The organism is Hoylesella marshii DSM 16973 = JCM 13450, assembly GCF_000146675.1.
Classification (GTDB): Bacteria; Bacteroidota; Bacteroidia; order Bacteroidales; family Bacteroidaceae; genus Prevotella; species Prevotella marshii.
This window is the reverse complement of the sequence record NZ_GL397214.1, coordinates 125,362-149,325: the sequence shown is the minus strand read 5'-3', so window position 1 is coordinate 149,325 and position 23,964 is coordinate 125,362. Positions and strand designations below refer to the sequence as shown.

Sequence of the window (23,964 nt, the reverse complement as noted above, 5' to 3'; positions counted from 1 at the left end):
AGGCAGTCCCCAACCCTGCGCGGAGCAAAAATCCCGGCGCGCGAGCAGTCCCCGACCGTGCGCGGAGCACTTTTCAGCATTTGACAGCTGTTATCCAAATGGGAAAATGAAAGCAAAATGTTTGTCGGCAGATATCAAAATGATAAAACAATAAAAAAAGAGTTAGACGAGAGGCTGCGAAACATAAAAATATCTTCCATTGATTAGACAAGAGAATGCGGAACATAAAAATTATTTCCATTGATTGGACAAGAGAGTGCGGAACATAAAAACATCTTCTATTGATTGGACGATAGGCCGCGGAATATAAAAATAAGTTCCATTAATTAGACAGTAGGCTGCGAAATTGAAAACTAACATCAAACGCATTTTTTAGTACTCAACACTACTTTTCACAAACAATCATTTAGCAAATCTCTATTCAAACTTACGGATAATTTTATAAAATAGCGTTTTTATTGGTTAAATAATAAAAACACCACGCAATTTTTGGATGATTTTCTTGCATCATTCAAATAAAATGATTAACTTGCGGCTGTCTTTTTAATAAAACATCAATGTCTTACTAAAAAATTCATTTATCATGGGGAATAACAACAATCCATTACCCAGAAATATAAAAATCAGGGCATCCGGTATGCAGTTCCGACTTGAACATCACACCGAATACCATCGTCAGCTATATACGGCCATTAAAAATGAAGATGCTGCAAAACTTCGTTTACCAGAAGATGTTGTAAAAGAATGGGAAAAGTGGTTGGAAATAGAGATAGATATCAACCGTGAAGCAATGGCCTCACTCTATACGCAGCAGATGAAAGAAAAAGACAAGCTCCGTAGTCGGTTGATGCTTTATATATTTAAAATAGTGCGCGACCAGCGTTATTCTCCGGTCGAAACCGTTACCAAAGCTGCAAATGCCTTATATGTGCATATACGCCCCTATTTCGGTACTCATAAATCCAACCTTCTTGCCAAAAGCGCTCATATCGATGGATTGTTGTGGGATGCTGATAAGCAACCGAAAGACGTAAAAACGCTTGCTCTGAAACCGGCGCTCGACTTGCTTCGCAGCACAAACAAAGAATATAAAGAACTGCACTCAAAACGGATGGACGAAAGCAGGTCTAAGAAACTTCCGCGTGCGAAAGTTGTTCGCCGAAACATCGATATTATATTTCGTAATATTATCTCTTATATCCAAGCCGCCTACATCTTAGCAACGAAAGAAGAAGACCGCAGAATGATATATAACCTCTCGCTTTTTCTGAATCAGACTACTGCCGACCTCTGTACCAGCCATAACTTAAGCGTAGCCCAGCGAGCCGTAGCTCTTCGTAAAAGAAAGGAGAAAAAAAAGGAGGAAGAAAAGAAAAAGGCGGAAGCTGAAAAGCAAAAAGAATAATCGGCAAAAACATCACCAATTCCGCCGGAATCAAAAGATCAGCCGAGTAAACCATTGATGGAAGAAAAGAAATCATCGGAGGCTCCGATTCATCCATCGCCATCCCATCATGATATGAAAAGCTAATCGACAAAATCTAAGAAATGAGAATGGCGCGGGTAATGTTTTGGTTATTAATCGTTAGATAATGATATCGTTAGAGTGTCATACCCGCCCATTCTCTCTTTTTTCATCTTTAGTTCCTGATATTTCAGATTGTTCATCTGTCACTCACTTCAAATACTGAGAGTTCATCGAAAAAATCAACGGAATAAGAATGGTGCGAGTAATAACGTTTCAAAAGTTTTAAATGGTATGTTGTTATTTTATTAATATCTGCTCGCCCATTCTTTTTTTTAAATTTTTAGTTCCCGATATTCCCAACCGTTCATCTGCCTTTATTTTTTAGTTCTCGACATCCCCAACCGTTCGTCCGTCTTTATTTTTAAGTTTCTGATGTTCCTGACCGTTCATCCGCCTCTTATTTTTAGTCGCTGACATAGCTGTCGAATACTGAAAAATGCTCCGCGCAGGGTCGGGGACTGCTCGCGCGTCGGGATTTTTGCTCCGCGCAGGGTTTCGGACTGCCCGCGCGTCGGGATTTTGCTCCGCGAAGAGTTGAGAACTGCTTTCGCGCCGGGATTTTGCTCCGCGAAGGGTCGGGGACTGCTTTCGCGCCGGGATTTTGCTCCGCGCAAGGTCGGGGACTGCTTTCGCGTGGGTATTTTGCTCCGCACAGGGTCTCGGACTGCCTGCGCGTTTGGGATTTTGCTCCGCATCCTCCGTCACTCCTACGGAGTTCATCCTGTTACGCTTGTTTATCAGGGGTTGCGCTATCGCTTACCCCTGCCTGATGTCTTTCGCCCCGTCGGGGCTTGTTTTTCCTTTTCCAAACAGAAATGCAAGGTTATTCCGACTGAAAATCGTATCTTTGCACGTTGAAAAAGGAGACATACAGCGAATGCAAGATGAGAAAAAGCCGCTTTTAGGCATGACGCAGGTTGCACTGACAGAGACCGCCGTCGCATTGGGAATGCCCGCTTTTACAGGCAGGCAGATGGCGAAGTGGCTCTATTCGCGGCATGTGTCGTCGATTGCCGAGATGACGGATATCTCTAAAGCTCATCGCGAACGCTTGGGCATGCACTACTGCATCGGCAATCATGCTCCCGTGGACTGCCAAAGGTCGGTAGACGGAACGGTGAAATACCTGTTTCCGACCCTCGACGGCCGCTGCATCGAAACGGTGTATATACCCGATAAAGAGCGCGCCACGCTGTGTGTATCCTGTCAAGTGGGATGCAAGATGAACTGCCTTTTCTGTCAGACAGGTAAGCAGGGATTCGAGGGCAATCTGACGGTGTGCGATATTCTGAACCAAATCTATTCGCTGCCCGAACGGGAGACGCTCACGAACATTGTGTTTATGGGACAAGGAGAACCGATGGACAACCTCGACAACGTGTTGCAGGCAACGGAGATTCTCACGGCTCCCTACGGCTACGCATGGAGCCCGAAACGCATTACGGTGAGCAGTGTCGGGGTGAGGGGTCGCCTCAAGCGTTTCCTCGATGAGAGCGAATGCCACGTGGCAGTGAGCATGCACTCCCCGTTTCCGGAGCAACGGGCACAGCTCATGCCCGCCGAACGCAGCATGTCGATCACAGAGATTGCAGACCTCTTGCGCCAATACGATTTCAGTCATCAACGAAGATTGTCGTTTGAATACATCGTCTTCGGCGGTCTGAACGATACACCGGCGCATGCCAAAGCCATCATACGGCTGTTGCAAGGATTGGACTGTCGGGTGAACCTTATCACTTTCCATCCCATTCCCAACATATCGTTGCATGGGGCGAACAGGGAGACGATGGAGCGTTTCCGCGATGAGCTGACCCGACACGGCGTATTTACAACCATTCGTGCGAGCAGAGGGCAAGACATCTTCGCCGCTTGCGGATTGTTGAGTACAGCAAAACAAAAGGCCGATGTGCAGAAGTAACGCGTGGATGGTTTGCATGGCTGTTGTCTGGATGCTTGCGTCCTGCGGCAACCGTTCAGGAAAGGCTCTGCTTCCGAGCAGCAGCGGACGCCCATACGAGGTGCTCCTTGTCGGCAACGAACCGCAGCTGCGGACGTTGGTTCGCTCCACACTGACAACCGAGATACAAGGGCTCCCGCAATCGGAACCGGCTTTCGATATCTCCACGATTGCGACGGAACAGCTAAACGCCCTGAACAGGCAGGCCAGAAATATCGTTATCATCGTCATTGACAGAAAAAGCGGCGGGCATCTTCGTCTCACCCATCAACGTGATGTGTATGCCTCTCCGCAGGTTATCGTCCGTCTGACGGCACCGGATGTTGCCACCTTCAAGCGTGAATGGCCGCAAACAGCTCCCCGTCTTACGACTTTGCTCGAACGTGCAGAGCTGATGGCAGCCCTACGACATCTGAAACACCAATCCAACGCTGAAGCAAACCGCAGGATAGAAGAGGTCATGCACTGCCAACTGCTCGTACCGTCCGATCTCACGGCATGGAAACAAGGCAAGCATTTCCTGTGGTTCTCAGACAACGGCAACGACGGCATGCGCAATCTCTGTCTCTATACGCTGCCCTTAGGCACAGATATCTTGCACGGACGCGATAGCATCATGCAGGCAAACATACCCGGGGAAGAACCTCACATGCGCATGACAACCGTGAACTCAACCGTAAACAAGTGGCGCATAAAAGGCAAAAACGGCGAGAGAATCATCGTAAGAGGTCTGTGGGAGATGGAGCACGATGCGATGGGCGGCCCCTTTGTGCTCCACGTCATGACCGACAGCATAAGACACCGATTACTCGTTGCCGAAGCCTTTGTCTACGCACCGGCCGGCAAGAAACGTAATAAAGTAAAGGAATTGGAGGCTGCCCTCTACACACTATATTGCAGACAAGACGCGAAAGGCAGATAAAACGTCCTGCAAAAGAAAGAAACATAACCCATCAACGAATACGAAACAATGGAAAATAGAAAGATACGCGTCGCTATTACGCATGGCGACACAAATGGAATAGGCTACGAACTGATTTTTAAAACCTTTGCCGAGGCAGGGCTGACAGACCTATGCACCCCCATCATCTATGGGTCGCCCAAGGTGGCTGCTTACCACCATAACGCATTCAACCTGCCATGTAACTTCGCTACCATCACCCATGCGTCGGACGCCGGAGAGGGACGGCTTAACATGCTGACTGCCGTAGAAAACGACGTGAAAGTAGATTTGGGACAGTCTACCCCCGAAGCCGCACACGCAGCAATGACAGCCCTCGACAGAGCCATACTCGATTATCGCGATGACCTGTTCGACGTACTCGTGACCTTGCCCATGAATCTGTCGGACATACAAAGTGAAGGCATGAGATTCAAAAGTCAAGGCAACTATATAGAAAAGTGTATCGGCGGAGGACACAAAGCCTTGGAAATGCTCGTAGACGGAGCAATGCGTGTGGCATCGGTCACAGGGCATCTCCCCATCAAAGACGTGCCTTCCGCCCTGACAAAGGAAACGCTTATAGAACGCGCTACCGTCCTTTCCTCCACCCTACGCCGTGACTTCCACATCGACACCCCACGCATTGCCGTGCTGGCGCTCAATCCCGACACGGGCAACGGCGGACAGGCAGGTCTCGAAGAGCAGGAAATCATTGCACCTGCTATAGCCGAACTCGCCGAAAATGGCATATATGCTTTCGGGCCATTTGCCTCCGAGACCTTCTTCGACGGCGATGCCTACACCCATTTCGACGGCATCCTCTCCATGTATAACGACCAAGGTACGACACCCATCAAGGCCTTTTGCTACGAGGGTTGCACACACGTCACTGCCGGACTACCCCTCGTTCATACCGCTCCCGCCATCGGTGTGAGCTACGAACAGGTCGGTAAAGGACATGCCAATGAGAACCTGCTGCGTCAGGCCATCTATTTAGCCATCGATATCTACCGTCATCGTGAAAACTATGATGCACCTTTGGCGCATCCGCTGAAGAAACTGTATCGCGAAAAACGTGATGATAGCGAGAAAGTACGCTTTGCCGTATCCCGTTCCAAGGGTGAGAAGGCAGCTGACAAAGCCTAATCCGCCCACGTGAATGAGCAAGAAATACCAGAACTTCTTCTTCCTCTTCGGCATCACCGTGCTCATCATGATGGTGGCCAACCTGCCTTTTGCCGAAGTATGGCGCGATATCTGCCACGCCGGTTACTGGCTTTTAGCCGTGGTGGCATTGTGGGCAGTGCTCTACGTCTTCAGTACATTGGCATGGTATATCATCATTCGCTCCGGCCACAAAGAGCCACTTCCATTCTCTTTCCTATGGCTTTACAAGGTCACGGTCTCTGGTTTTTCCCTCAACTATGCCACCCCGGGTGGTCTCATGGGCGGCGAGCCTTACCGTATCATGGAGCTTTCACCTAAGATAGGTACGACCCGCTCCACCTCTTCGGTTATCCTTCATGCCATGACGCATATCTTCAGTCACTTTTGGTTTTGGCTACTATCCGCGGTGCTCTACGTGCTTACGCAACCTCTCAATACATTCATGCTCATGCTCCTCGCCGCCGTTACCGTTTTCTGCATAGCAGGTCTCTGGTTTTTCATGGCGGGCTATCGAAAGGGATTAGCCAACCGCTTGCTCTACATCCTGTGTCGGATACCCTTCCTGCGCCGACGTGCCCACCGGTTTGTGGAACAGCACAAGGAGCAGCTCGATACCATCGACACCCAAATAGCTGCCCTTCATCGGCAGAATCCCGTCACCTTCGTCTCTGCCGTATTACTTGAATTGGGTGAGCGTGTGGTCTCTGCCTTGGAAATCTATTTTATTCTGCTCGTCATGCCTCCAAGCGGCGACTTCGTACAGTGCATTCTCATCCTTGCCTTCACCTCACTTTTTGCCAACCTTCTTTTCTTTATGCCCCTGCAATTAGGTGGACGTGAGGGCGGCTTCCTTATGTCGGTCAACGGGTTAGGATTGGCAGTAAGTTCGGGAAACTTCGTGGCACTCATCGTTCGCCTGCGCGAGTTGCTATGGACAGCCCTCGGTCTTCTGCTGATTAAATTTCATCGGAAATGAAGACAAACTGTTGTTTTCTGTCTTTTCCAATAATGCTGAAAAAACTATAAAACACAGTGTTCATCTTTTAAATAGGATAAAAAAAGTTCCCCACTTCAATAATAGATTGTATTTTTGTCTACCTCGAACAAGAAAGACAGCTATATGAACAAACTGCTATCAGCGTTCCTCTTTGTCGCACTATTATGCTCTTGTGCCGATTCTTACGACATCAAGGGTTCTTCCAATGTATCTAATCTGGATGGTAGAAAACTATATCTGAAGGTGATTAAGGACGGTGAATTGAAGAACATTGATTCATGCGACGTGGTTCACGGGCAGTTTTCTTTCTCGGGCACCTTAGACTCAGTGCGCATGGCTGGCCTATATATGGACAACGAAAGCGTATTGCCCGTGGTATTGGAAAGGGGCTGTATCAATATCAAAATTGATGATACTCACCGTTCGTGCATAGGTACACCACTCAATGATAAGCTGTCAAAATTTCTCGATAGCTATAACAGACTCGAAAGTCAGGTAAACGAGTTGAGCCACAAACAAAGCCGCGCCATTATGAATGGCGATGATTTGGACGACATAAACAGCAAATTGGAACAGGAAGCACAGCAGATAGCCATACAGGAAGACCGACTTGTTACCTCATTCATCACGGAGAATTTCGACAACGTATTGGGGCCGGGTGTATTCATGATGGTCACCTCCGGCTTCCGATTCCCCGAACTGACACCTTGGATAGAAGACATCATGAGCAAGGCTACCGACACTTTCAAACGTGACCCCTACGTCAAAGAATATATAGAAGCAGCTCAGCGCAACCAAAACATCATGAACGGCCTGGAAAATCCTACGGAGTCGGATGCACAGATGTTGCCATCGCAACCGACTGCACCTCCCACCCCAAACGAACTTGCACAGCCCTCACAGGCGGGCAGACAAGGACAGGCGGATAGCGACTGACAACCGGCTGCGAGCAGAAACGGGCATTTAAACGACATCAGCCGATGAAGACACTCATATATAATGCAACTATCGTCAATGAGGGCTGTACTTTCCGCGGTTCGCTAGTTATAGAAAATAAGTATATTTCCGAAATAATAAACGACCCCATTCCGCCCCGTGGCACTTACGACAAGCGCGTAGATGCTACGGGATGTTTCGTCTTACCCGGTGTCATAGACGATCATGTGCACTTCAGAGAACCAGGGCTTACGCAGAAAGCCGATATCGAGAGCGAGAGCCGAGCTGCAGCCTATGGCGGAGTAACCACTTTCTTCGAGATGCCGAACACCATTCCGCAGACCACCACGCTTGAGGCTCTGAACGAGAAACATGCCATCGCCCGTCGGAAAAGTCACATCAACTACAGTTTTTTCTTTGGAGCGACTAACACCAACACCCATCTTTTTGGTGAACTCGACGTGCATCGTACCCCTGGCATTAAGCTATTCATGGGCTCTTCGACAGGCAACATGCTCGTAGACAGTGGACAAGTATTAGAACAAGTATTTGCTACAGCCCCCATGCTTATCATGACCCATTGCGAAGATGCGGCGCTCATCAGTGCCAACACACGGGCAGCACAGGCAAAATATGGGGAAGATCCAGCTATCATCCATCACCCCGAGATACGCTCTAAAGAGGCTTGCTACCGTTCTACCTCCCTCGCTGTAATGTTGGCAAAACGGTTTGATGCACGTCTTCATGTAGCCCATCTTACTACCGAACGCGAACTTGAATTTTTCGGAACCGACCCCCATATCACTGCTGAGGCCGTTGTTGCCCATCTCCTATTCACGCAAGACGATTATAAGACCAAGGGAGCACTTATCAAATGTAACCCTGCCATCAAGGAAACCCACGATCGCGATGCCCTACGACGTGCCTTATCAGACGGTTGTATCACCGTGATAGGTACCGACCATGCCCCCCATCGTATCGAAGAAAAACAGGGTGGATGCCTCAAAGCAGCCTCCGGCATGCCTATGATACAGTTTTCGCTGGTGGCTATGTTAGGACTTGTAGACGAAGGAGTTCTCACCCTCAAGCGCATGGTTGAGCTGATGTCACATGCTCCGTCGCGCTTGTTCGAGGTTCGGGAGCGGGGTTTTATCCGTAAAGGATACAAAGCCGACCTTGTCATCGTGCGCCCTCATACACCGTGGACAGTACAAGAAGACATCATTCAAAGCCGCTGCCGATGGAGTCCGCTCACAGGACACACCTTCCAATGGCAGGTAGAATCTACGTTCTGTAACGGAAATCTGGTCTATCACAAGGGAGTTTTCGATGAGAACAGCAAGGGAGAAGAGGTTCTTTTCCGATAAGAGGAAAAGTCGCAAAATGCAGATGAGAGCAACAAAGAAAATAAGATAAACGACAAACAATGATAGCAAGAATAGTCTTCCCCATCATATTAGGTATATTCCTGTCTGACTTCTATTTATACAGACAGTATATCCGTCGCCACACGGCAGGCAAATCTGTTTTGTCTCTGTCATGGTGGTTACCGGGCACGCTGATGATGGCTTATACCATAGCATTGGCTTTATCGCATCATTTTATCCCCAACAACGTTACATGGCTCTATACCTATCTACTATTATTAGGTATCTTGGTTGTACCTAAAATTCTTTTTGCTCTATGCTCGCTCGTCGGTTACGCCCTTAAAGGATGCACTAAAGGCTGTCGGAATTACGGTATCTATATGGGATGGATACTCGTCGCTGCTACCATATATATTGTTTTATATGGTTCGTTAATAGGTTTTGAGAAGATAGAGGTCAGGCATGTAAACCTATACTATAAGCAGTTGCCGCCAAGTTTCGAAGGGTATCGTATCGTACACTTCTCCGATGCTCACGTAGGCACGTACACCGGTAGTCGACAGCATATCTTGGAAAAAGCCATTGACAGTATCCGAGCCCAGCATGCCGATATCATAGTCTTTACGGGAGACTTGCAGAACATTCAACCGGCAGAACTCGCCCCACATTTGCAGCTGCTCTCTTCACTCCGTGCACCAGATGATGTCTATTCTGTGTTGGGAAACCATGATTACTCCGGCTATATGGATGCTCCACCCAGCGTGAAAGCATACAATGAGCGGAAACTGATACAAATGGAACGTAGCTGTGGCTGGAATTTACTACTAAACGAACACCGATGCATACACAGAGGCCGCGACTCGATATTCATTGCCGGCGAGGAAAACGACGGTACGGGTCGCTTCCCCGCCAAAGGAGACATGGATAAGACGATGAGAGGAATACCGCAAGGAGCATTCACCGTGTTGCTACAACACGACCCTTCTGCATGGGAACGCCATATCCTGCCCCATACTGCTGTACCGCTTACCCTGTCGGGACACACACACGGAGGACAATTCAAACTGTTCGGGTGGTCGCCCGTGATGCTTCAATACAAGGAAAGCGAGGGGCTCTATCGCATCGGCGACAGTCGGATCTACGTCACTGTCGGTTTAGGAGGTGTCATTCCATTCCGATTCGGAATGCCGGGAGAAATCGTCGTCATCACGTTGCATAGACAGAAATAACACATGATCATGAAATATCTGTACAGACTTTACCAATTGTGTGTGGCCTTGCCCATTCTGTTTGTCGGCACCATCCTTACTGCAATCATCACAGTGACAGGATGTACATTGGGCAACGGACACCTGTGGGGTTACTATCCGGGACATTGCTGGGGGCGTCTCGTCATACGTACCTTACTATTGCCGGTAACGGTAAAGGGGCGCGAGCACATAGAGAAAGGCCAAAGCTACGTCTTCGTGGCCAACCATCAGGGGGCTTTCGATATATTTCTGATATATGGTTTCTTGGGTCGGAACTTCAAATGGATGATGAAACGCAGTCTGAAAAAGATACCCTTTGTAGGGGCTGCTTGCGTAGCAGCACACCATATCTTTGTAGACAAGAGCGGACCAAGCAAGATAAAAGCCACTTACGATAAGGCACGCAAGACGCTGCAAAACGGTATGTCGTTAGTCGTTTTCCCCGAAGGAGCACGAACCTTTACCGGAAAGATGGGCGAATTTAAACGGGGTGCATTCATGTTAGCCGACGAGCTGCAGTTGCCCGTTGTACCCATCACTATCAATGGGTCGTTTCATGTCATGCCCCGTATGCGAGATTGTGGATGGGTGTCATGGCATCCGCTCAGTCTCACCATCCATCAACCTATCTATCCTGTGGGGAAAGGTGCAGACAACATAGCCACCACACTACGTGACAGTTACTATTCTGTGATGAGCGACCTCGACGAAACAAACGACAAATAATTCCTAATAAAGAGGTCACCCCTAACCACAAAAGACTGAACAGCGATATTCTAAAACAAATACTTCAATATATATTTACCCTTGCAAATACATAAAAAAACAAATACAATGACAAAAAGTGACAGTATCGTTATCATACCCACATACAACGAGAAAGAGAACATTGAAAAGATTATACGGGCAGTCTTTGCCTTGGAGAAGTGCTTCCATATCCTGATTATCGATGACGGAAGCCCCGACGGTACAGCCGATATCGTGCGACATCTCATGGACGACGGGCTTTCAGACAGGCTCTTTCTGCTCGAACGTGAGGGAAAGTTGGGACTCGGGACGGCTTATATCACGGGTTTTAAATGGGCTTTAGCACATGATTATGCCTATGTATTCGAGATGGATGCCGATTTCAGCCACGACCCCTCCGACTTGCCACGGCTCTACCATGCCTGTCATGAAGAAGGATTCGACGTGGCCATCGGGTCTCGGTACGTGAGTGGAGTAAACGTTGTGAACTGGCCTATGGGGCGCGTACTGATGAGTTACTTTGCTTCCATGTACGTAAGATGGGTGACGGGCTTCCATGTAAGAGATACCACAGCAGGCTTTAAGTGTTACCGTCGCCGCGTGTTGGAGGCCATTCCCCTCGATGCTATCCGTTTCAAAGGCTATGGTTTCCAGATAGAGATGAAGTACACAGCCTATAAAATCGGTTCTCGAATCAAGGAGGTACCCGTTGTCTTTGTCAATCGGCGCGAGGGCACAAGTAAGATGAGTGGCGGAATTTTCGGCGAAGCATTCTTCGGCGTGATGCGTCTGCGTTGGGACGGATGGTTCAAAAAATACCCACAATTACCGAAAGACTGATGCAGATTCCGAACACCCTCATCCAACCGCCCTCTTTTCCCCTATCAATCGGCAGTAGGCACGTGCTTGCACTTACCCGAAAACGTTTCAATATCTATACGGATGACTTCCACACGATGAAAGGACTTGTGCGCATACTTGTCGCCCAACGCTTTGAAATCGGGTGAATACTTATCTACAAGCCGATGCAATGCGTCCATCTTCTCCTCATCTGTGAGATGGAAATGAGCCGTTCCGCTCACCACCACGCTTTCATACTCGGTGGTAAACTTCACAGGCAAGGGTTTCGTATGTCCCACGAAGCAGACCGACACTTTTGGATTTACGGCCAAAGCGTCTAACTTCCTACCCACAGGCGCACAATGGATGTAGAGCGATTCTCGCCCGTCCCATATCATATTCACGGGTATTCCGTAAGGATCGCCCTCGGGCGTTACCATGGAAAGTACACCATATTCACGACTTTCAAGCAACTCTCGTGCACGCGCCTCGTCCATCAGGCGGTCTCTGCGGCGCACCGTTTCATTTATATATTTCATCTTTTCAGATTTTAGAATATCAAAAGAGCAGACCTGTCGCCTCACCAATGGTTACCTGTCTGCCTCATCATCCCTCCGACCGTTTTGTCATCATGAAAAAGTGTACCTTGGTCATGAGTACCGACACGTCTGTTTACCATGGCAAATATAATATTTTCTGCACAAGCAAGCATCAAACTTCTTGAAAAAGTATCCGAAAAATAATCAAAAAACAGCCTCGGCACACATCGTAGCTGATGTTCTGATAAATATGACATCATATCCAAGTAAAAATGATGATTGATAAGTCGGTATCTGTACGTGGCACAGATGCCGTTTGTACAAAGAAAGGTCGATAACCTTTCTCACGACAAATGGTATCTTTTCAGATTCCTCACATACGATTGCATGGTTCTAACCCCAATCAGTAGATAAACTGTCTCATGTCTGATTGGGGTTTCATTACGAACTCACATCAAACATATGGGCAAAAAGACAGACTTGTCTGAATCATCTGATTTGTTTTAGGAAGGCATATTCCCATAGAATGTTTACGACTTAACATCTTACAAGTTTACCTTTTCAGACAACTACATCGAGTCTTATATAGAAAAAGTTTCCGAAAACATTTTGTAACATACTGATTATTATATGATTAATATTTATTAACTTGCAAAAAGTTATCACAAAAGAACAAAGTTATGTAATTAACCGCTATCTTTGTAAGTGCAATTCAAATCCAAAAAGACAGACAACAAAATGATACAAACAGTAGTAAAGCGAGACGGACGAATCGTTGGTTTTAACGAGCAAAAAATCATGGCAGCCATTCGTAAGGCCATGATGCATACCGATAAAGGTGAAGATGATGCCTTGGTACAAAAGATAACGGACCATATTAGTATTCACGGAAAGAGCCAAATGACCGTGGAAAAGATTCAGGATTCGGTGGAAATGGAGCTGATGAAGAGTGCACGTAAGGACGTAGCACAAAAGTATATCGCTTACAGAAACCAGCGGAGCATTGCCCGAAAGGCCAAGACGCGCGACGTGTTTATGGAGATAGTGAACATCAAGAACAATGATGTGACGCGCGAAAATGCCAACATGAATGCCGATACGCCGGCGGGAATGATGATGAAATTCGCTTCGGAAACGACGAAGCCGTTTGTAGATGACTACCTGTTGTCAGAAGAAGTGCGTGAGGCGGTGACCCATAATTATATCCATATCCATGACAAAGATTATTATCCGACAAAGAGTCTGACTTGCGTTCAGCACCCTTTAGACCACATATTAGAGTATGGTTTCGTGGCTGGTCATGGCTCTTCACGACCTGCTAAGCGCATAGAAACGGCAGCAGTTTTGGCTTGTATTTCGTTGGAAACCTGCCAAAACGAGATGCATGGTGGGCAGGCCATACCGGCTTTCGACTTCTATTTGGCTCCTTATGTGCGCAGTTCTTACATCGAGGAACTGAAAAATCTGGAGAAATTGACGGGCCGTGACCTCTCGGCTTTGTATCATCAAGAGCTGGAAGACTATGTATTGAAGGAACTTGATGGCTTGGAAGGCGATGAACGTCTGCGCCAACATGCTGTGAACAAGACGGTGAACCGGGTGCATCAGGCCATGGAAGCCTTTATCCACAATATGAATACGATTCACAGCAGAGGTGGAAATCAGGTTGTTTTCTCGTCGATAAATTATGGAACGGATACTTCTGCCGAGGGACGCTGCATCATACGCGAGTTGTTGAAATCCACTTACGAGGGAGTTGGTAATGGAGAAACCGCTATATTCCCTATTCAGATTTGGAAGAAAAAGCGGGGTGTAAACTATCTTCGTGAAGATAGGAACTATGATCTTTATCAATTGGCTTGCAAGGTGACAGCCCGTAGATTCTTCCCGAACTTCCTTAATCTCGATGCCACGTTCAATCAAAACAGCAATTGGAAAGCCGACGAACCGGAACGTTATCTGTGGGAGGTGGCTACGATGGGATGTCGTACGCGCGTGTTTGAGAACCGATTCGGTCCGAAGACGAGTGTGGCTCGTGGTAACTTGAGTTTTACGACAATCAACATCGTCAAGTTGGCCATCGAGTGCATGGAAATAGCCGGTAAGGAGGAGCGTATCAATGCTTTCTTTGCAAAGCTCGACCATATTTTAGAGGTGACAGCCAAGCAATTAGACGACCGTTTCCAGTTCCAAAAGACTGCGTTTGCCAAGCAATTCCCGTTGTTGATGACGAAACTTTGGATTGACTGCGACAAACTTCAGCCTACTGACACGATAGAAAGCGTGCTTAATCAAGGTACGTTGGGTATTGGCTTTATTGGATTGGCCGAATGTTTGAAAGCATTGGTGGGCAAGCATCACGGAGAAAGCGAAGAAGCACAAGCCTTGGGCTTGAAGATTATAACGTATATGCGTGACCGTGTGAATGATTTCTCAGAGCGTTATCAGCATAATTACAGTTTGTTGGCTACGCCGGCTGAGGGGCTCTCGGGGCGTTTCACAAAGTTTGACCGTAAGCGTTTTGGTGTAATCGATGGAATTACCGACCGCGATTATTATACGAATTCAAACCATGTGCCTGTATATTATAAGTGTTCTGCACTGCATAAAGCGCAGATAGAGGCTCCTTATCATGATTTGACGCGCGGTGGACACATCTTCTATGTAGAAATTGATGGTGATGCAACGCATAATCCAGATGTCATATCCGGTGTAGTGGATATGATGGATAAGTATAATATGGGCTATGGCAGTGTGAATCATAACCGTAACCGCTGCATGGACTGTGGTTATGAGAATGCCGAAGCTGAAATGGAATGCTGTCCGAAGTGTGGGAGCCAACATATTGATAGGTTGCAGCGCATTACGGGGTATCTTGTTGGAACAACCGACCGTTGGAACCAAGGGAAATTAGCTGAATTGAACGATCGTGTGACACATATTGATAAGAAATGATAAGCATACTCGACATTGTGCATGACACAATGGTGGATGGCCCGGGGTTCCGCACTTCGATTTACTGTGCGGGCTGCCCGAATAAATGCCCGGGGTGTCATAATCCGCAATCGTGGGATATTCGGCATGGTAGGATGTTAGAGACGGAAGAGATCATGAAAGAGATCGTCTCTGACCCTTTCGCCAATGTTACTTTTACAGGGGGTGACCCGATGTTCCAACCGGAGGGTTTCTTGGCACTTGCACGAGCTATTAAGCATGAAACGGGAAAGACGATATGGTGTTACAGCGGATTTGTATTTGAGCAATTGCTCAACCATCCGAAACAACGTGCGTTGCTGAATTATATCGACGTGTTGGTAGACGGCCCCTTTATTGAGGCACGGAAAGATGCAGATTTACCTTTTAGGGGAAGCAGTAACCAACGGATTTTAGACGTTAAGAAATCGTTGAAAGCAGGGAAAGGTATCCTATTGAATAATGATCCTCAACGGGATATCATATAATATGAGGAAGTTCCCAAAACAGTTTTCCAACTACTTGAAAGCCGTCTGAATACTCAAAATAGGATGATAAACAACGATTGGCTTAGGAAAACAGTCTATCAGAGCATTATCATACAGCATAACCACTATCGATAATAGCCATTGCGATTAATAAGAGTGGCTACTGCATCGGGTACCAACTCATGAACGGGCAGACGGTCAGCGAGCTTTTGACGTATGTCGGTGCTACTCATATCGATGAGTGGCATATCGAGCAATGTAACGCCCGCGGGCAATAAGGCCGTATCGACAGGGCAATGACGTCGGGGATAAACAATGATACGATGGTGGGACAGTATCTCTTCGTGGGCAAACCATTGGTCAAAACTGTTCCAATTATCGGCTCCAATGATGAGAACGAACTCTCTGTCCGGATAATCGGCAGCCAATGCTTTCATTGTCTGCCAAGTATAAGATGGTTTGGGCAAGTGGAACTCATAATCGCTAGCCAGCATTCGCGGTTCATCCTTTAAGGCCGCACGTACCATTTCAAGACGTTGTTCGTCGGACAAGAGTGTTTTGCCTTGCTTAAAAGGATTCAGCGGTGAGACCACAAACCATATTTCGCCCATCTGTTCTTTATTGAGCAGACGGCGCGCCACTTGCAGATGACCATTGTGAAGGGGGTTGAAGGTGCCTCCGTAGATACCTGTCAGCATGTTCAATCGTTACGTATAAAGTCGTTTACAGCATGCCATGTTTCTGCCACGGCCGTCTCTAAATCATCGTTAATGACAACGCAGTCGAAACACGTGGCAAACGACAGCTCGTATTCCGCTCTGGCAATGCGGTCGGCTATCACGGCATCGGTGTCAGTATGACGGTTTTTTAACCGATTGCGAAGTGCATCTATCGACGGCGGTTGAATAAAGATGCTAAGGGCGCAATGACCATAATGCTCTTTGATACGACATCCGCCCTTGACATCTACGTCGAAGACCACGTTCTTCCCGCTTTGCAGTTGATGCTCCACTTGCGCCTTCAGCGTACCGTAGAAACGGTCTTTATACACCTCTTCGTATTCGAGGAAATCGCCATCGGCTATGCGCTGACGAAACGCATCAGGAGAAAGGAAGAAATATTCCACACCATTTTGCTCCGTCCCCCTTGGCGGACGACTGGTACACGACACGGAAAACGCAAGATGAAGATCTTCGTGCTTCATCAACTCACGTATGATGGTACTCTTTCCACTGCCGCTGGGTGCGGAGAAAATAATCACTTTCGAGTTCATTGTCTTAAGGGTTTCTGGTGTTCTTCATGGTACGTCACGCTGCCGCGAGAGCAGCCGCTTTCTTGCGATTTACAATACATTCAACACTTGTTCCTTGATTTGTTCGAGTTCATCTTTCATCTTTACCACGATTTTCTGCATCTCTGCTTGATTGCTTTTGCTGCCTGTGGTGTTGATTTCCCTACCCATTTCCTGCGCAATGAAGCCGAGTTTCTTACCTTGTCCCTGAAGGTCGTTCATCGTTTCGCGGAAGTATTTCAAATGATTGGACAAGCGTTGCTTTTCTTCACTGATATCAAGTTTCTCAATATAATAAATGAGTTCCTGTTCGAGTCGGTTCTTATCATATTCTGCTTCGGGAATGGCTTGCAGGCTATCAATAATCCTTGCCTTAATTTTCTCTATGCGAGCTTTCTCATAAGGTTCTATTTCGCTCAACAGGCGAGCAATATTGTCTATTTTCTCTGTAAATTTTCTCTGTAGAGCTGCTCCTTCCTGACGGCGAAACTCCACAAGTTGCTCAATGGCCTCACTAACTGCTGTTTGCACCAACGCCCACTCATCGTCGTCCAAAACCTCAACTTCGACCTTGGCAAGAATATCGGGCATGCGCATGAGAACAGAAAACCAATCTGCCGGTTCGGGGATACCCGTCTTACAGGATATATCTTTCAACTGCTTGTAATAGTTTTCCACAAGAGTTGCATTAATAGGAGTTGCATCCACACCGGCTTCTCGTTCTATCCAGATAGAGAAATCTATTTTACCTCGTAACAAAGCTTTGGCAATCATCTGCCGCATTTCCATCTCTTTCTCCCGATAGAGCGGAGCGATTCGGGAAGAAAGGTCCATGGATTTGCTGTTTAGCGATTTGATTTCCACACATATTTTTTTGTCCTTGTAAACAACAACCGTCTTGCCATATCCGGTCATGGAATATATCATAGTCTCTACGCGTTAAATTTCTGCAAAAGTACACATTTTGCTGGGAAAAAGCGTAAATTTGCACTTTAATTTAAGAATAATATTTCAGCCATGTCTTGTATCTTACACATCGAAACCAGCACGAACGTATGTTCGGTTGCCGTGAGCGACGGAGGCGAAGTTATATTCAACGAAGAAGACCACAGCGGCCCAAATCATGCAGAGAAGCTCGGCGTATTTGTAGACGAGGCACTTTCCTTCATCGACAATCATGCCATTCCGTTAAAAGCAGTGGCTGTCAGTTGCGGACCAGGTTCTTATACCGGTCTTCGTATCGGTGTTTCCATGGCAAAAGGTATCTGCTACGGCCGCTCAGTAAAGCTCATTGCCGTGCCCACACTTGAACTTTTGTCCGTTCCGGTGCTGCTTCGCGAAGAAATAAAAGAGGACAATGCCCTGCTTTGTCCGATGCTGGATGCCCGTCGGATGGAAGTTTATGCCGGCTTATATGACCGTGCTTTAAAGCCGAAGAGGGAGATACAAGCAGACATTGTGGATGCTAACACGTACAAAACCTTTCTGGATAAGGGAAAAGTTTATTTCTTCGGCAATGGCGCAGCTAAGTGTATGGAGGCTATTGCCCATCCCAATGCCGTGCTGATAGAAGGCATCGAACCTTTGGCCAAATATATGCAACCCCTTGCCGAACGACGTTTCGCCGAAGAAGTATTTGAAGATGTGGCTTATTTTGTTCCCTTTTATTTGAAAGATTTTGTCGCTATCAAACCGAAAAAACTACTGTAGGTCGAGACAGACGGCCAACATCCAGCCCTTTACCCTTTCCTCCCAACCCTCAAAAAGAAACTCATTGAATATGGATATCAAAGGATTAGATTATAACACCCAAAGAGAAAGACTCGTATTACCCGAATACGGACGGGGTATACAGCGCATGGTAAATTATGCCATGACCCTTCCCGACAAAGAAGAACGCCAGCGTTGCGCAGAAACGATTGTTGGTATTATGGCACGCATGTTCTCGCAACACCGCGATATAGCAGACTATAAACAAAAATTTTGGGACCATCTGGCCATCATGAGCCACTTCCAATTAGACATAGATTATCCGTGTGATGTGTCTCATGCACAAGCTATATCAGAAAAACCCGAACCTATCGCTTATCCCGATGCAGACATACCCGTGCGCCATTACGGTAGGATGATGTTTGAAATCTTCAACAAACTCAAGACGATGGAGCCCGGAGAAGAGCGCGATGAGTTGGTTCGTATCACGGCTAATCAGATGAAACGTAGCTTAATGCAATGGAGCCATGGCTCTAATGACGATGAGAAAGTGGCTTCCGATTTAGCCCGCTTCACCGACGGAATCATTCAGTTAGACCTCGATACGTTCCAATTTGAGCGTATTTCGGTCAAAGATCTACAAGAAAAGAAACGTAAAAAGAAATAGTATCTCACCCGTTTATGGAGTCATTCATCATCGAAGGAGGACATCGACTTTGCGGAACAATTACACCGCAGGGGGCAAAAAATGAGGCGCTTCAGGTCATTGCGGCAACTCTTCTCACAGAAGAAGAAGTGAAAATCACCAATATCCCCGACATTCTCGATATCAACAACCTCATTAAACTCATGTCGGATATCGGGGTAAAAATCAGGAAAACGGCGAAAAATGAATACATTTTCCAAGCCAACGACTTGAATCTCGATTTCTTGGAAAGTCCCGAATTCGTGAAGAAATGCGCCTCTCTTCGTGGAAGTGTTTTGTTGATTGGCCCTTTATTAGGCCGTTTCCACAAAGCTACTGTTTCTCCACCCGGAGGCGATAAAATAGGTCGACGACGGTTAGACACCCACTTTCTGGGTTTCAATAAGTTGGGAGCAAAATTCGGTTACATAGAAACGAGAGGCATATATGAAGTTTATGCCGATTCGCTCCATGGCAGTTATATGTTGCTTGACGAGGCATCGGTCACAGGAACGGCCAATATCATCATGGCATCGGTACTTGCCAAAGGTACTACCACTATTTATAATGCTGCCTGTGAACCGTATATCCAGCAATTATGCCACATGCTCAACCGCATGGGAGCACGCATCAGTGGCATTGCCTCCAATCTTCTTACCATCGAAGGAGTGACCCGCCTTCATGGAACAACCCACTGTACGTTGCCCGATATGATAGAGATTGGCTCGTTCATAGGCATGGCCGCCATGGTCGGAGACGGCGTTCGCATACAAGGCATATCATCTTCTGAACTTGGCATCATACCCGATTCATTCCGAAAATTAGGCGTTCAGATACAAGAAGACGACGATTCCCTCTTTATTCCGCAACAGAATCACTATGAGATAGAATCTTTTATGGACGGTTCTATCATGACTCTAAGCGATGCTCCTTGGCCTGGATTAACCCCCGATTTGCTTTCCGTGCTGCTGGTTGTTGCCACACAAGCATGCGGAAGCGTCCTTTTCCATCAGAAAATGTTTGAAAGCCGTCTATTCTTTGTTGATAAACTCATAGATATGGGTGCACAGATTATCCTCTGCGACCCCCACCGCGCTGTCGTTGTAGGGCACAACCATAAACTCAAACTCAGAGCCGGTCGCATGACAAGTCCCGATATTCGTGCCGGAATCGCTTTGCTGATTGCTGCCATGAGTGCAAATGGGACGAGCCGCATCGACAACATCGCCCAGATAGACCGTGGTTACGAAGACATAGAAAACCGGTTAAATCAACTCGGAGCATATATCCAACGGGTAAAGAACTGACTTCCCGCAAAGTACGTAAGAAGTGCAATAACTGCTTTGTTTGCTGCCGATACACACTTTGCAACAGCTTTCTTACACCCTCCCAAGCAAGAATTCAATGATAAAAAAAGAAACCGTTTATAAAATAGGAGTACTCGGTAAACCCCACGGAGTGAAGGGCGAAGTATCCTTTACCTTTACCGACGACGTGTTCGACCGCGTAGATGCCGACTTCCTCATTCTTGATATAGACGGTATTCTTGTACCTTTCTTCATGGAAGAATACAGATTCCGCAACAACGAAACAGCTCTCATAAAGTTTCAAGACATTGATACACAAGACAAAGCCAAAGAATTGACCGGCTGCGATGTCTACTTTTCCCGCGAGAAATCAGACCATTCTGAAAACAATATGACATGGGCAGAATTGATAGGGTTCACTCTCATTGATACGACTACCGGTCGTCTGATTGGTAAACTCCTGTCGGTCGATGCCGCTACACTCAACACGCTCTTCATCGTCGGTACTGAAGAGGGACACGAACGTCTGATTCCTGCCTCCGAAGAATTAATAGACAAAATAGATGCCCGCAACCGACAGATACGCATTTGCTTACCGGAAGGATTACTGGACATAGATTAGAAAACAATGAAACAACAAATTTGCATACTTGGCTCCACAGGTTCGATAGGTACGCAGGCACTCGATGTCATTGCACAACATGCAGACAGATACGAAGTTTACTGCCTAACGGCCAACAACAAGGTAAATGAACTCGCCGCACAAGCCCGCAAGTTTCGACCTGCCGCTGTGGTGATAGCCAACGAAAACCATTATACCGCGCTGAAAGAGCTACTCTCCGACTGTCCCGACATCAAGGTCTATGCCGGCAAAACGGCGATTGATGACATCGTGCAGGCAGCTCCCATCGACATGGTGCTGACCGCTATGGTCGGATTTGCAGGCCTTTCACCCACCATCAAGGCCATCGAAGCCCATAAAAAGATTTGTTTGGCTAACAAAGAGACACTCGTCGTGGCCGGCGAACTAATCTGTCGGCTCGCACAAGAATACCGTTCGCCCATTCTTCCGGTAGACAGCGAACACTCAGCCATCTTTCAATGCCTCGTAGGAGAAGCCGGAAACAAGATAGAAAAGATATTGCTCACTGCCAGCGGAGGTCCCTTTCGCACATTCACATCCGGACAATTGAGGGATGTAACAGCTGCCGACGCACTGAAACATCCCACATGGGATATGGGTGCAAAGATAACCATAGACAGCGCTACGATGATGAACAAGGGCTTCGAGGTCATTGAAGCCAAGTGGCTATTCGGCGTTGAAGTGGATAAAATACAAGTGCTGGTGCATCCGCAGTCTATCGTTCATAGTGCCGTGCAGTTTTCCGACGGGTCTGTCAAGGCGCAATTAGGCATTCCCGACATGCGTCTGCCCATTCAGTATGCGTTTTCCTACCCCGACAGACTTCCGCTTTCTTCTCCTCGCCTCGACCTTTTCAAACAGCCGTTGGAGTTTTTTGAACCCGACATGGAGAAATTTCGCTGTCTCAACCTTGCTTTTGAGTCGGTCAGAAAGGGAGGGAACATGCCCTGTATCGTCAATGCTGCTAATGAGATTGCAAACGAAGCATTTCGGCAAGGCCGCTGTTCGTTCCTGCAAATGGCCGACATCATCGAGCAGACCATGCAGCGGACAACTTTCATAGACTGCCCTTCTTACGAAAGCTACACTGCTTCCGATGCCGAAGCACGCAAGATTGCAGCAGAACTTATCACCTATTCATCGCATTAAAACAAGAACTATTATATGGAAGTATTTTTCATCAGACTGCTGCAATTCATGCTGGCAATCTCCTTACTTGTGCTGCTCCACGAGGGCGGACACTTCTTTTTCGCACGTCTTTTCAAGGTTCGCGTAGAGAAATTCTATCTCTTTTTCGACCCTTGGTTCCACCTTTTCGAGTTCAAACCTAAAAACAGCGATACACGCTACGGCCTCGGTTGGCTGCCATTTGGCGGCTATTGCAAAATTTCGGGCATGATAGACGAATCTATGGACACCGAGCAGATGAAACAACCGGTACAACCTTGGGAGTTCAGAAGCAAGCCCGCATGGCAACGTCTCCTGATTATGTTGGGTGGCGTGGTTGTAAATTTCCTCCTTGCCTTATTCATCTATTCCATGGTACTCTTCTATTGGGGAGACTCCTATGTGCGCGTTGCCGACATGAAAATGGGCATGACATTCAATGAAGAGGCAAAAACAATGGGGTTCCGCGATGGCGATGTGTTGATCGGGACAGACAAAAAGACTTTCAAAGACTTCAATGCCGACCTTTTCAGAGACATCTCCGAGGCACGCAGAGTAGACGTTGTCAGAAACGGGAAATCGCTTTCCATCCCGCTTTCGGGAGATATCAATCTGCTGGATATGATTAAGCATGTGCCTCCCTTTGTGCGTCCACTCATTCCAGCAGAAGTGGACAGCGTTTTCCACGGTAGTCCTGCCGAGAAAATAGGCTTGCGAAAAGGCGACCGTCTCTTGGCCATTAATGGAAAGAACGTGAACTCGTGGAGCGCGTTTACCGACGAGATAGGACGACTCTCCGATGCTATGACCGCAGTACAGAACCGTTCCGACAGCCTGAAACTGCGCACCGTAACAGTGGTTTACAAGCATCGTGCCGACAACAGCATAGATACCGTGCGTACCATACTTACTCCGGAACTGCAATTAGGTGTAAAACAGACCACTCTGTACACGTATTACGAACCTGTACACGTATCCTACGGCTTCTTCGAGAGCTTCCCCGCCGGCATAGCCTACGGTGTGCATACCCTCAAAGGCTACGTGGGCGACATGAAATACCTCTTCTCTTCGGACGGTGCCAAGTCGCTCGGAGGTTTTGGAGCTATTGGAAGCATGTTTCCCCCCGTATGGGATTGGATGATATTCTGGCGCATGACAGCTTTCTTGAGCATCATACTCGCTTTCATGAACATACTCCCCATACCGGCACTCGACGGCGGCCACGTGCTCTTCCTGCTTTATGAGATGATTACCCGACGAAAGCCAAGCGAGAACTTCATGGTGAAAGCCGAGTACATCGGAATCTCTCTGCTGCTACTACTCATGGTAGTGGCCAATCTGAACGACATCTTACGCTGGTTAGGATATATCTGACAGACCATTGCCGACACATTCTTTATCCGACATTTCACTGAAAACAATAAACAAA

The 23,964-nt window shown here is 47.3% G+C and carries 22 protein-coding genes; 18 read left to right on the top strand and 4 right to left on the bottom strand.

Features of this window, described 5'->3' with window-relative positions; all coding sequences use genetic code 11:
- Window positions 1–583 precede the first annotated feature (583 nt).
- The 10 genes from HMPREF0658_RS00645 to HMPREF0658_RS00595 all read left to right on the top strand — a co-directional run bounded on the left by HMPREF0658_RS00645 (window position 584) and on the right by HMPREF0658_RS00595 (window position 11,732).
- Window positions 584–1,405 carry a DUF6261 family protein gene (locus HMPREF0658_RS00645; RefSeq protein WP_006947811.1) on the top strand — a complete coding sequence of 274 codons (822 nt, stop codon included), beginning with the start codon at window positions 584–586 and terminating at the stop codon, window positions 1,403–1,405.
- Window positions 1,406–2,405: 1,000 nt separating this feature from the next.
- Entirely contained in the window at window positions 2,406–3,446 is a 1,041-nt protein-coding gene (rlmN, locus tag HMPREF0658_RS00635; protein WP_006947809.1) for a dual-specificity RNA methyltransferase RlmN, read from the top strand.
- On the top strand, window positions 3,433–4,407 hold the full coding sequence (locus HMPREF0658_RS00630) for a DUF4837 family protein (protein ID WP_006947808.1): 975 nt from the start codon (window positions 3,433–3,435) through the stop codon (window positions 4,405–4,407). Before rlmN ends, HMPREF0658_RS00630 begins: the two co-directional genes overlap by 14 nt.
- Window positions 4,408–4,455: 48 nt before the next feature.
- Window positions 4,456–5,574 (top strand): PdxA family dehydrogenase, encoded by a 1,119-nt coding sequence (locus HMPREF0658_RS00625; RefSeq protein ID WP_006947807.1) that lies wholly within the window; start codon window positions 4,456–4,458, stop codon window positions 5,572–5,574.
- Between the two features lie 13 nt (window positions 5,575–5,587).
- On the top strand, window positions 5,588–6,571 hold the full coding sequence (locus tag HMPREF0658_RS00620; RefSeq protein ID WP_006947806.1) for a lysylphosphatidylglycerol synthase transmembrane domain-containing protein: 984 nt from the start codon (window positions 5,588–5,590) through the stop codon (window positions 6,569–6,571).
- Between the two features lie 144 nt (window positions 6,572–6,715).
- Window positions 6,716–7,528, top strand: coding sequence for a DUF4369 domain-containing protein (locus tag HMPREF0658_RS00615; protein ID WP_006947805.1), 813 nt, complete (start codon window positions 6,716–6,718; stop codon window positions 7,526–7,528).
- 44 nt (window positions 7,529–7,572) lie between these two features.
- A complete protein-coding gene (locus HMPREF0658_RS00610; RefSeq protein ID WP_006947804.1) occupies window positions 7,573–8,895 on the top strand; it encodes a dihydroorotase in 1,323 nt (440 codons plus the stop codon).
- A gap of 59 nt (window positions 8,896–8,954) precedes the next feature.
- Complete coding sequence (locus HMPREF0658_RS00605; RefSeq protein WP_006947803.1) at window positions 8,955–10,124, top strand: metallophosphoesterase; 1,170 nt, start codon at window positions 8,955–8,957, stop codon at window positions 10,122–10,124.
- 9 nt (window positions 10,125–10,133) lie between these two features.
- Window positions 10,134–10,871 (top strand): lysophospholipid acyltransferase family protein, encoded by a 738-nt coding sequence (locus HMPREF0658_RS00600; protein ID WP_024990928.1) that lies wholly within the window; start codon window positions 10,134–10,136, stop codon window positions 10,869–10,871.
- Between the two features lie 108 nt (window positions 10,872–10,979).
- Window positions 10,980–11,732: a polyprenol monophosphomannose synthase gene (locus HMPREF0658_RS00595; RefSeq protein WP_006947801.1), complete on the top strand. Its 753-nt coding sequence runs from the start codon at window positions 10,980–10,982 to the stop codon at window positions 11,730–11,732.
- 44 nt (window positions 11,733–11,776) lie between these two features.
- On the opposite strand, the gene HMPREF0658_RS00590 is transcribed toward HMPREF0658_RS00595, so the two are convergent.
- A complete protein-coding gene (locus HMPREF0658_RS00590; protein WP_006947800.1) occupies window positions 11,777–12,271 on the bottom strand; it encodes a pyridoxamine 5'-phosphate oxidase family protein in 495 nt (164 codons plus the stop codon).
- Between the two features lie 738 nt (window positions 12,272–13,009).
- On the opposite strand from HMPREF0658_RS00590, the gene HMPREF0658_RS00585 reads away from it, so the two are divergent.
- Both HMPREF0658_RS00585 and nrdG read left to right on the top strand, forming a co-directional pair.
- Window positions 13,010–15,226, top strand: coding sequence for an anaerobic ribonucleoside triphosphate reductase (locus tag HMPREF0658_RS00585; RefSeq protein WP_024990927.1), 2,217 nt, complete (start codon window positions 13,010–13,012; stop codon window positions 15,224–15,226).
- Window positions 15,223–15,732, top strand: a complete 510-nt coding sequence (gene nrdG, locus HMPREF0658_RS00580) for an anaerobic ribonucleoside-triphosphate reductase activating protein (RefSeq protein ID WP_006947797.1) — start codon at window positions 15,223–15,225, stop codon at window positions 15,730–15,732. The genes HMPREF0658_RS00585 and nrdG overlap by 4 nt, the downstream gene beginning before the upstream one ends.
- A 125-nt stretch (window positions 15,733–15,857) precedes the next feature.
- Here the strand turns inward: nrdG and nadD are convergent, their stop codons facing one another.
- The 3 genes from nadD to HMPREF0658_RS00565 all read right to left on the bottom strand — a co-directional run bounded on the left by nadD (window position 15,858) and on the right by HMPREF0658_RS00565 (window position 17,950).
- Window positions 15,858–16,430, bottom strand: coding sequence for a nicotinate (nicotinamide) nucleotide adenylyltransferase (gene nadD / locus HMPREF0658_RS00575; RefSeq protein WP_006947796.1), 573 nt, complete (start codon window positions 16,428–16,430; stop codon window positions 15,858–15,860).
- 2 nt (window positions 16,431–16,432) lie between these two features.
- Window positions 16,433–17,005: a guanylate kinase gene (gene gmk / locus HMPREF0658_RS00570; RefSeq protein ID WP_006947795.1), complete on the bottom strand. Its 573-nt coding sequence runs from the start codon at window positions 17,003–17,005 to the stop codon at window positions 16,433–16,435.
- A 69-nt stretch (window positions 17,006–17,074) separates the two neighbouring features.
- On the bottom strand, window positions 17,075–17,950 hold the full coding sequence (locus HMPREF0658_RS00565; RefSeq protein ID WP_006947794.1) for a YicC/YloC family endoribonuclease: 876 nt from the start codon (window positions 17,948–17,950) through the stop codon (window positions 17,075–17,077).
- A 90-nt stretch (window positions 17,951–18,040) separates the two neighbouring features.
- Between HMPREF0658_RS00565 and tsaB the strand changes: the two genes are divergently transcribed.
- The 6 genes from tsaB (at window position 18,041) to rseP (ending at window position 23,909) form a co-directional block, all read left to right on the top strand.
- Window positions 18,041–18,733, top strand: a complete 693-nt coding sequence (gene tsaB, locus HMPREF0658_RS00560; RefSeq protein ID WP_006947793.1) for a tRNA (adenosine(37)-N6)-threonylcarbamoyltransferase complex dimerization subunit type 1 TsaB — start codon at window positions 18,041–18,043, stop codon at window positions 18,731–18,733.
- A gap of 70 nt (window positions 18,734–18,803) precedes the next feature.
- Complete coding sequence (locus HMPREF0658_RS00555; protein ID WP_024990926.1) at window positions 18,804–19,400, top strand: DUF4290 domain-containing protein; 597 nt, start codon at window positions 18,804–18,806, stop codon at window positions 19,398–19,400.
- A 14-nt stretch (window positions 19,401–19,414) separates the two neighbouring features.
- Window positions 19,415–20,725 (top strand): UDP-N-acetylglucosamine 1-carboxyvinyltransferase, encoded by a 1,311-nt coding sequence (gene murA, locus HMPREF0658_RS00550; protein ID WP_006947791.1) that lies wholly within the window; start codon window positions 19,415–19,417, stop codon window positions 20,723–20,725.
- 97 nt (window positions 20,726–20,822) lie between these two features.
- The gene (rimM, locus tag HMPREF0658_RS00545) at window positions 20,823–21,347 is read left to right on the top strand and encodes a ribosome maturation factor RimM (protein WP_006947790.1); all 525 of its coding nucleotides are present in this window, start codon (window positions 20,823–20,825) and stop codon (window positions 21,345–21,347) included.
- A 6-nt stretch (window positions 21,348–21,353) separates the two neighbouring features.
- Window positions 21,354–22,517: a 1-deoxy-D-xylulose-5-phosphate reductoisomerase gene (locus HMPREF0658_RS00540; RefSeq protein WP_006947789.1), complete on the top strand. Its 1,164-nt coding sequence runs from the start codon at window positions 21,354–21,356 to the stop codon at window positions 22,515–22,517.
- A gap of 15 nt (window positions 22,518–22,532) precedes the next feature.
- Entirely contained in the window at window positions 22,533–23,909 is a 1,377-nt protein-coding gene (gene rseP, locus HMPREF0658_RS00535; RefSeq protein WP_006947788.1) for an RIP metalloprotease RseP, read from the top strand.
- Window positions 23,910–23,964 lie beyond the last annotated feature (55 nt).

Bases quoted from the DNA above. Each gene is read 5' to 3' on its own strand.
- HMPREF0658_RS00615 (WP_006947805.1), top strand. From the start codon at position 6,716: ATGAACAAACTGCTATCAGCGTTCCTCTTTGTCGCACTATTATGCTCT.
- HMPREF0658_RS00645 (WP_006947811.1), top strand. From the start codon at position 584: ATGGGGAATAACAACAATCCATTACCCAGAAATATAAAAATCAGGGCA.
- HMPREF0658_RS00605 (WP_006947803.1), top strand. From the start codon at position 8,955: ATGATAGCAAGAATAGTCTTCCCCATCATATTAGGTATATTCCTGTCT.
- nrdG (WP_006947797.1), top strand. From the start codon at position 15,223: ATGATAAGCATACTCGACATTGTGCATGACACAATGGTGGATGGCCCG.
- rimM (WP_006947790.1), top strand. From the start codon at position 20,823: ATGATAAAAAAAGAAACCGTTTATAAAATAGGAGTACTCGGTAAACCC.
- rlmN (WP_006947809.1), top strand. From the start codon at position 2,406: ATGCAAGATGAGAAAAAGCCGCTTTTAGGCATGACGCAGGTTGCACTG.
- HMPREF0658_RS00585 (WP_024990927.1), top strand. From the start codon at position 13,010: ATGATACAAACAGTAGTAAAGCGAGACGGACGAATCGTTGGTTTTAAC.
- HMPREF0658_RS00600 (WP_024990928.1), top strand. From the start codon at position 10,134: ATGAAATATCTGTACAGACTTTACCAATTGTGTGTGGCCTTGCCCATT.
- HMPREF0658_RS00565 (WP_006947794.1), bottom strand. From the start codon at position 17,950: ATGATATATTCCATGACCGGATATGGCAAGACGGTTGTTGTTTACAAG.
- gmk (WP_006947795.1), bottom strand. From the start codon at position 17,005: ATGAACTCGAAAGTGATTATTTTCTCCGCACCCAGCGGCAGTGGAAAG.
- HMPREF0658_RS00625 (WP_006947807.1), top strand. From the start codon at position 4,456: ATGGAAAATAGAAAGATACGCGTCGCTATTACGCATGGCGACACAAAT.
- murA (WP_006947791.1), top strand. From the start codon at position 19,415: ATGGAGTCATTCATCATCGAAGGAGGACATCGACTTTGCGGAACAATT.
- HMPREF0658_RS00555 (WP_024990926.1), top strand. From the start codon at position 18,804: ATGGATATCAAAGGATTAGATTATAACACCCAAAGAGAAAGACTCGTA.
- HMPREF0658_RS00590 (WP_006947800.1), bottom strand. From the start codon at position 12,271: ATGAAATATATAAATGAAACGGTGCGCCGCAGAGACCGCCTGATGGAC.
- nadD (WP_006947796.1), bottom strand. From the start codon at position 16,430: ATGCTGACAGGTATCTACGGAGGCACCTTCAACCCCCTTCACAATGGT.
- HMPREF0658_RS00610 (WP_006947804.1), top strand. From the start codon at position 7,573: ATGAAGACACTCATATATAATGCAACTATCGTCAATGAGGGCTGTACT.
- HMPREF0658_RS00540 (WP_006947789.1), top strand. From the start codon at position 21,354: ATGAAACAACAAATTTGCATACTTGGCTCCACAGGTTCGATAGGTACG.
- tsaB (WP_006947793.1), top strand. From the start codon at position 18,041: ATGTCTTGTATCTTACACATCGAAACCAGCACGAACGTATGTTCGGTT.
- HMPREF0658_RS00595 (WP_006947801.1), top strand. From the start codon at position 10,980: ATGACAAAAAGTGACAGTATCGTTATCATACCCACATACAACGAGAAA.
- HMPREF0658_RS00630 (WP_006947808.1), top strand. From the start codon at position 3,433: ATGTGCAGAAGTAACGCGTGGATGGTTTGCATGGCTGTTGTCTGGATG.
- rseP (WP_006947788.1), top strand. From the start codon at position 22,533: ATGGAAGTATTTTTCATCAGACTGCTGCAATTCATGCTGGCAATCTCC.
- HMPREF0658_RS00620 (WP_006947806.1), top strand. From the start codon at position 5,588: ATGAGCAAGAAATACCAGAACTTCTTCTTCCTCTTCGGCATCACCGTG.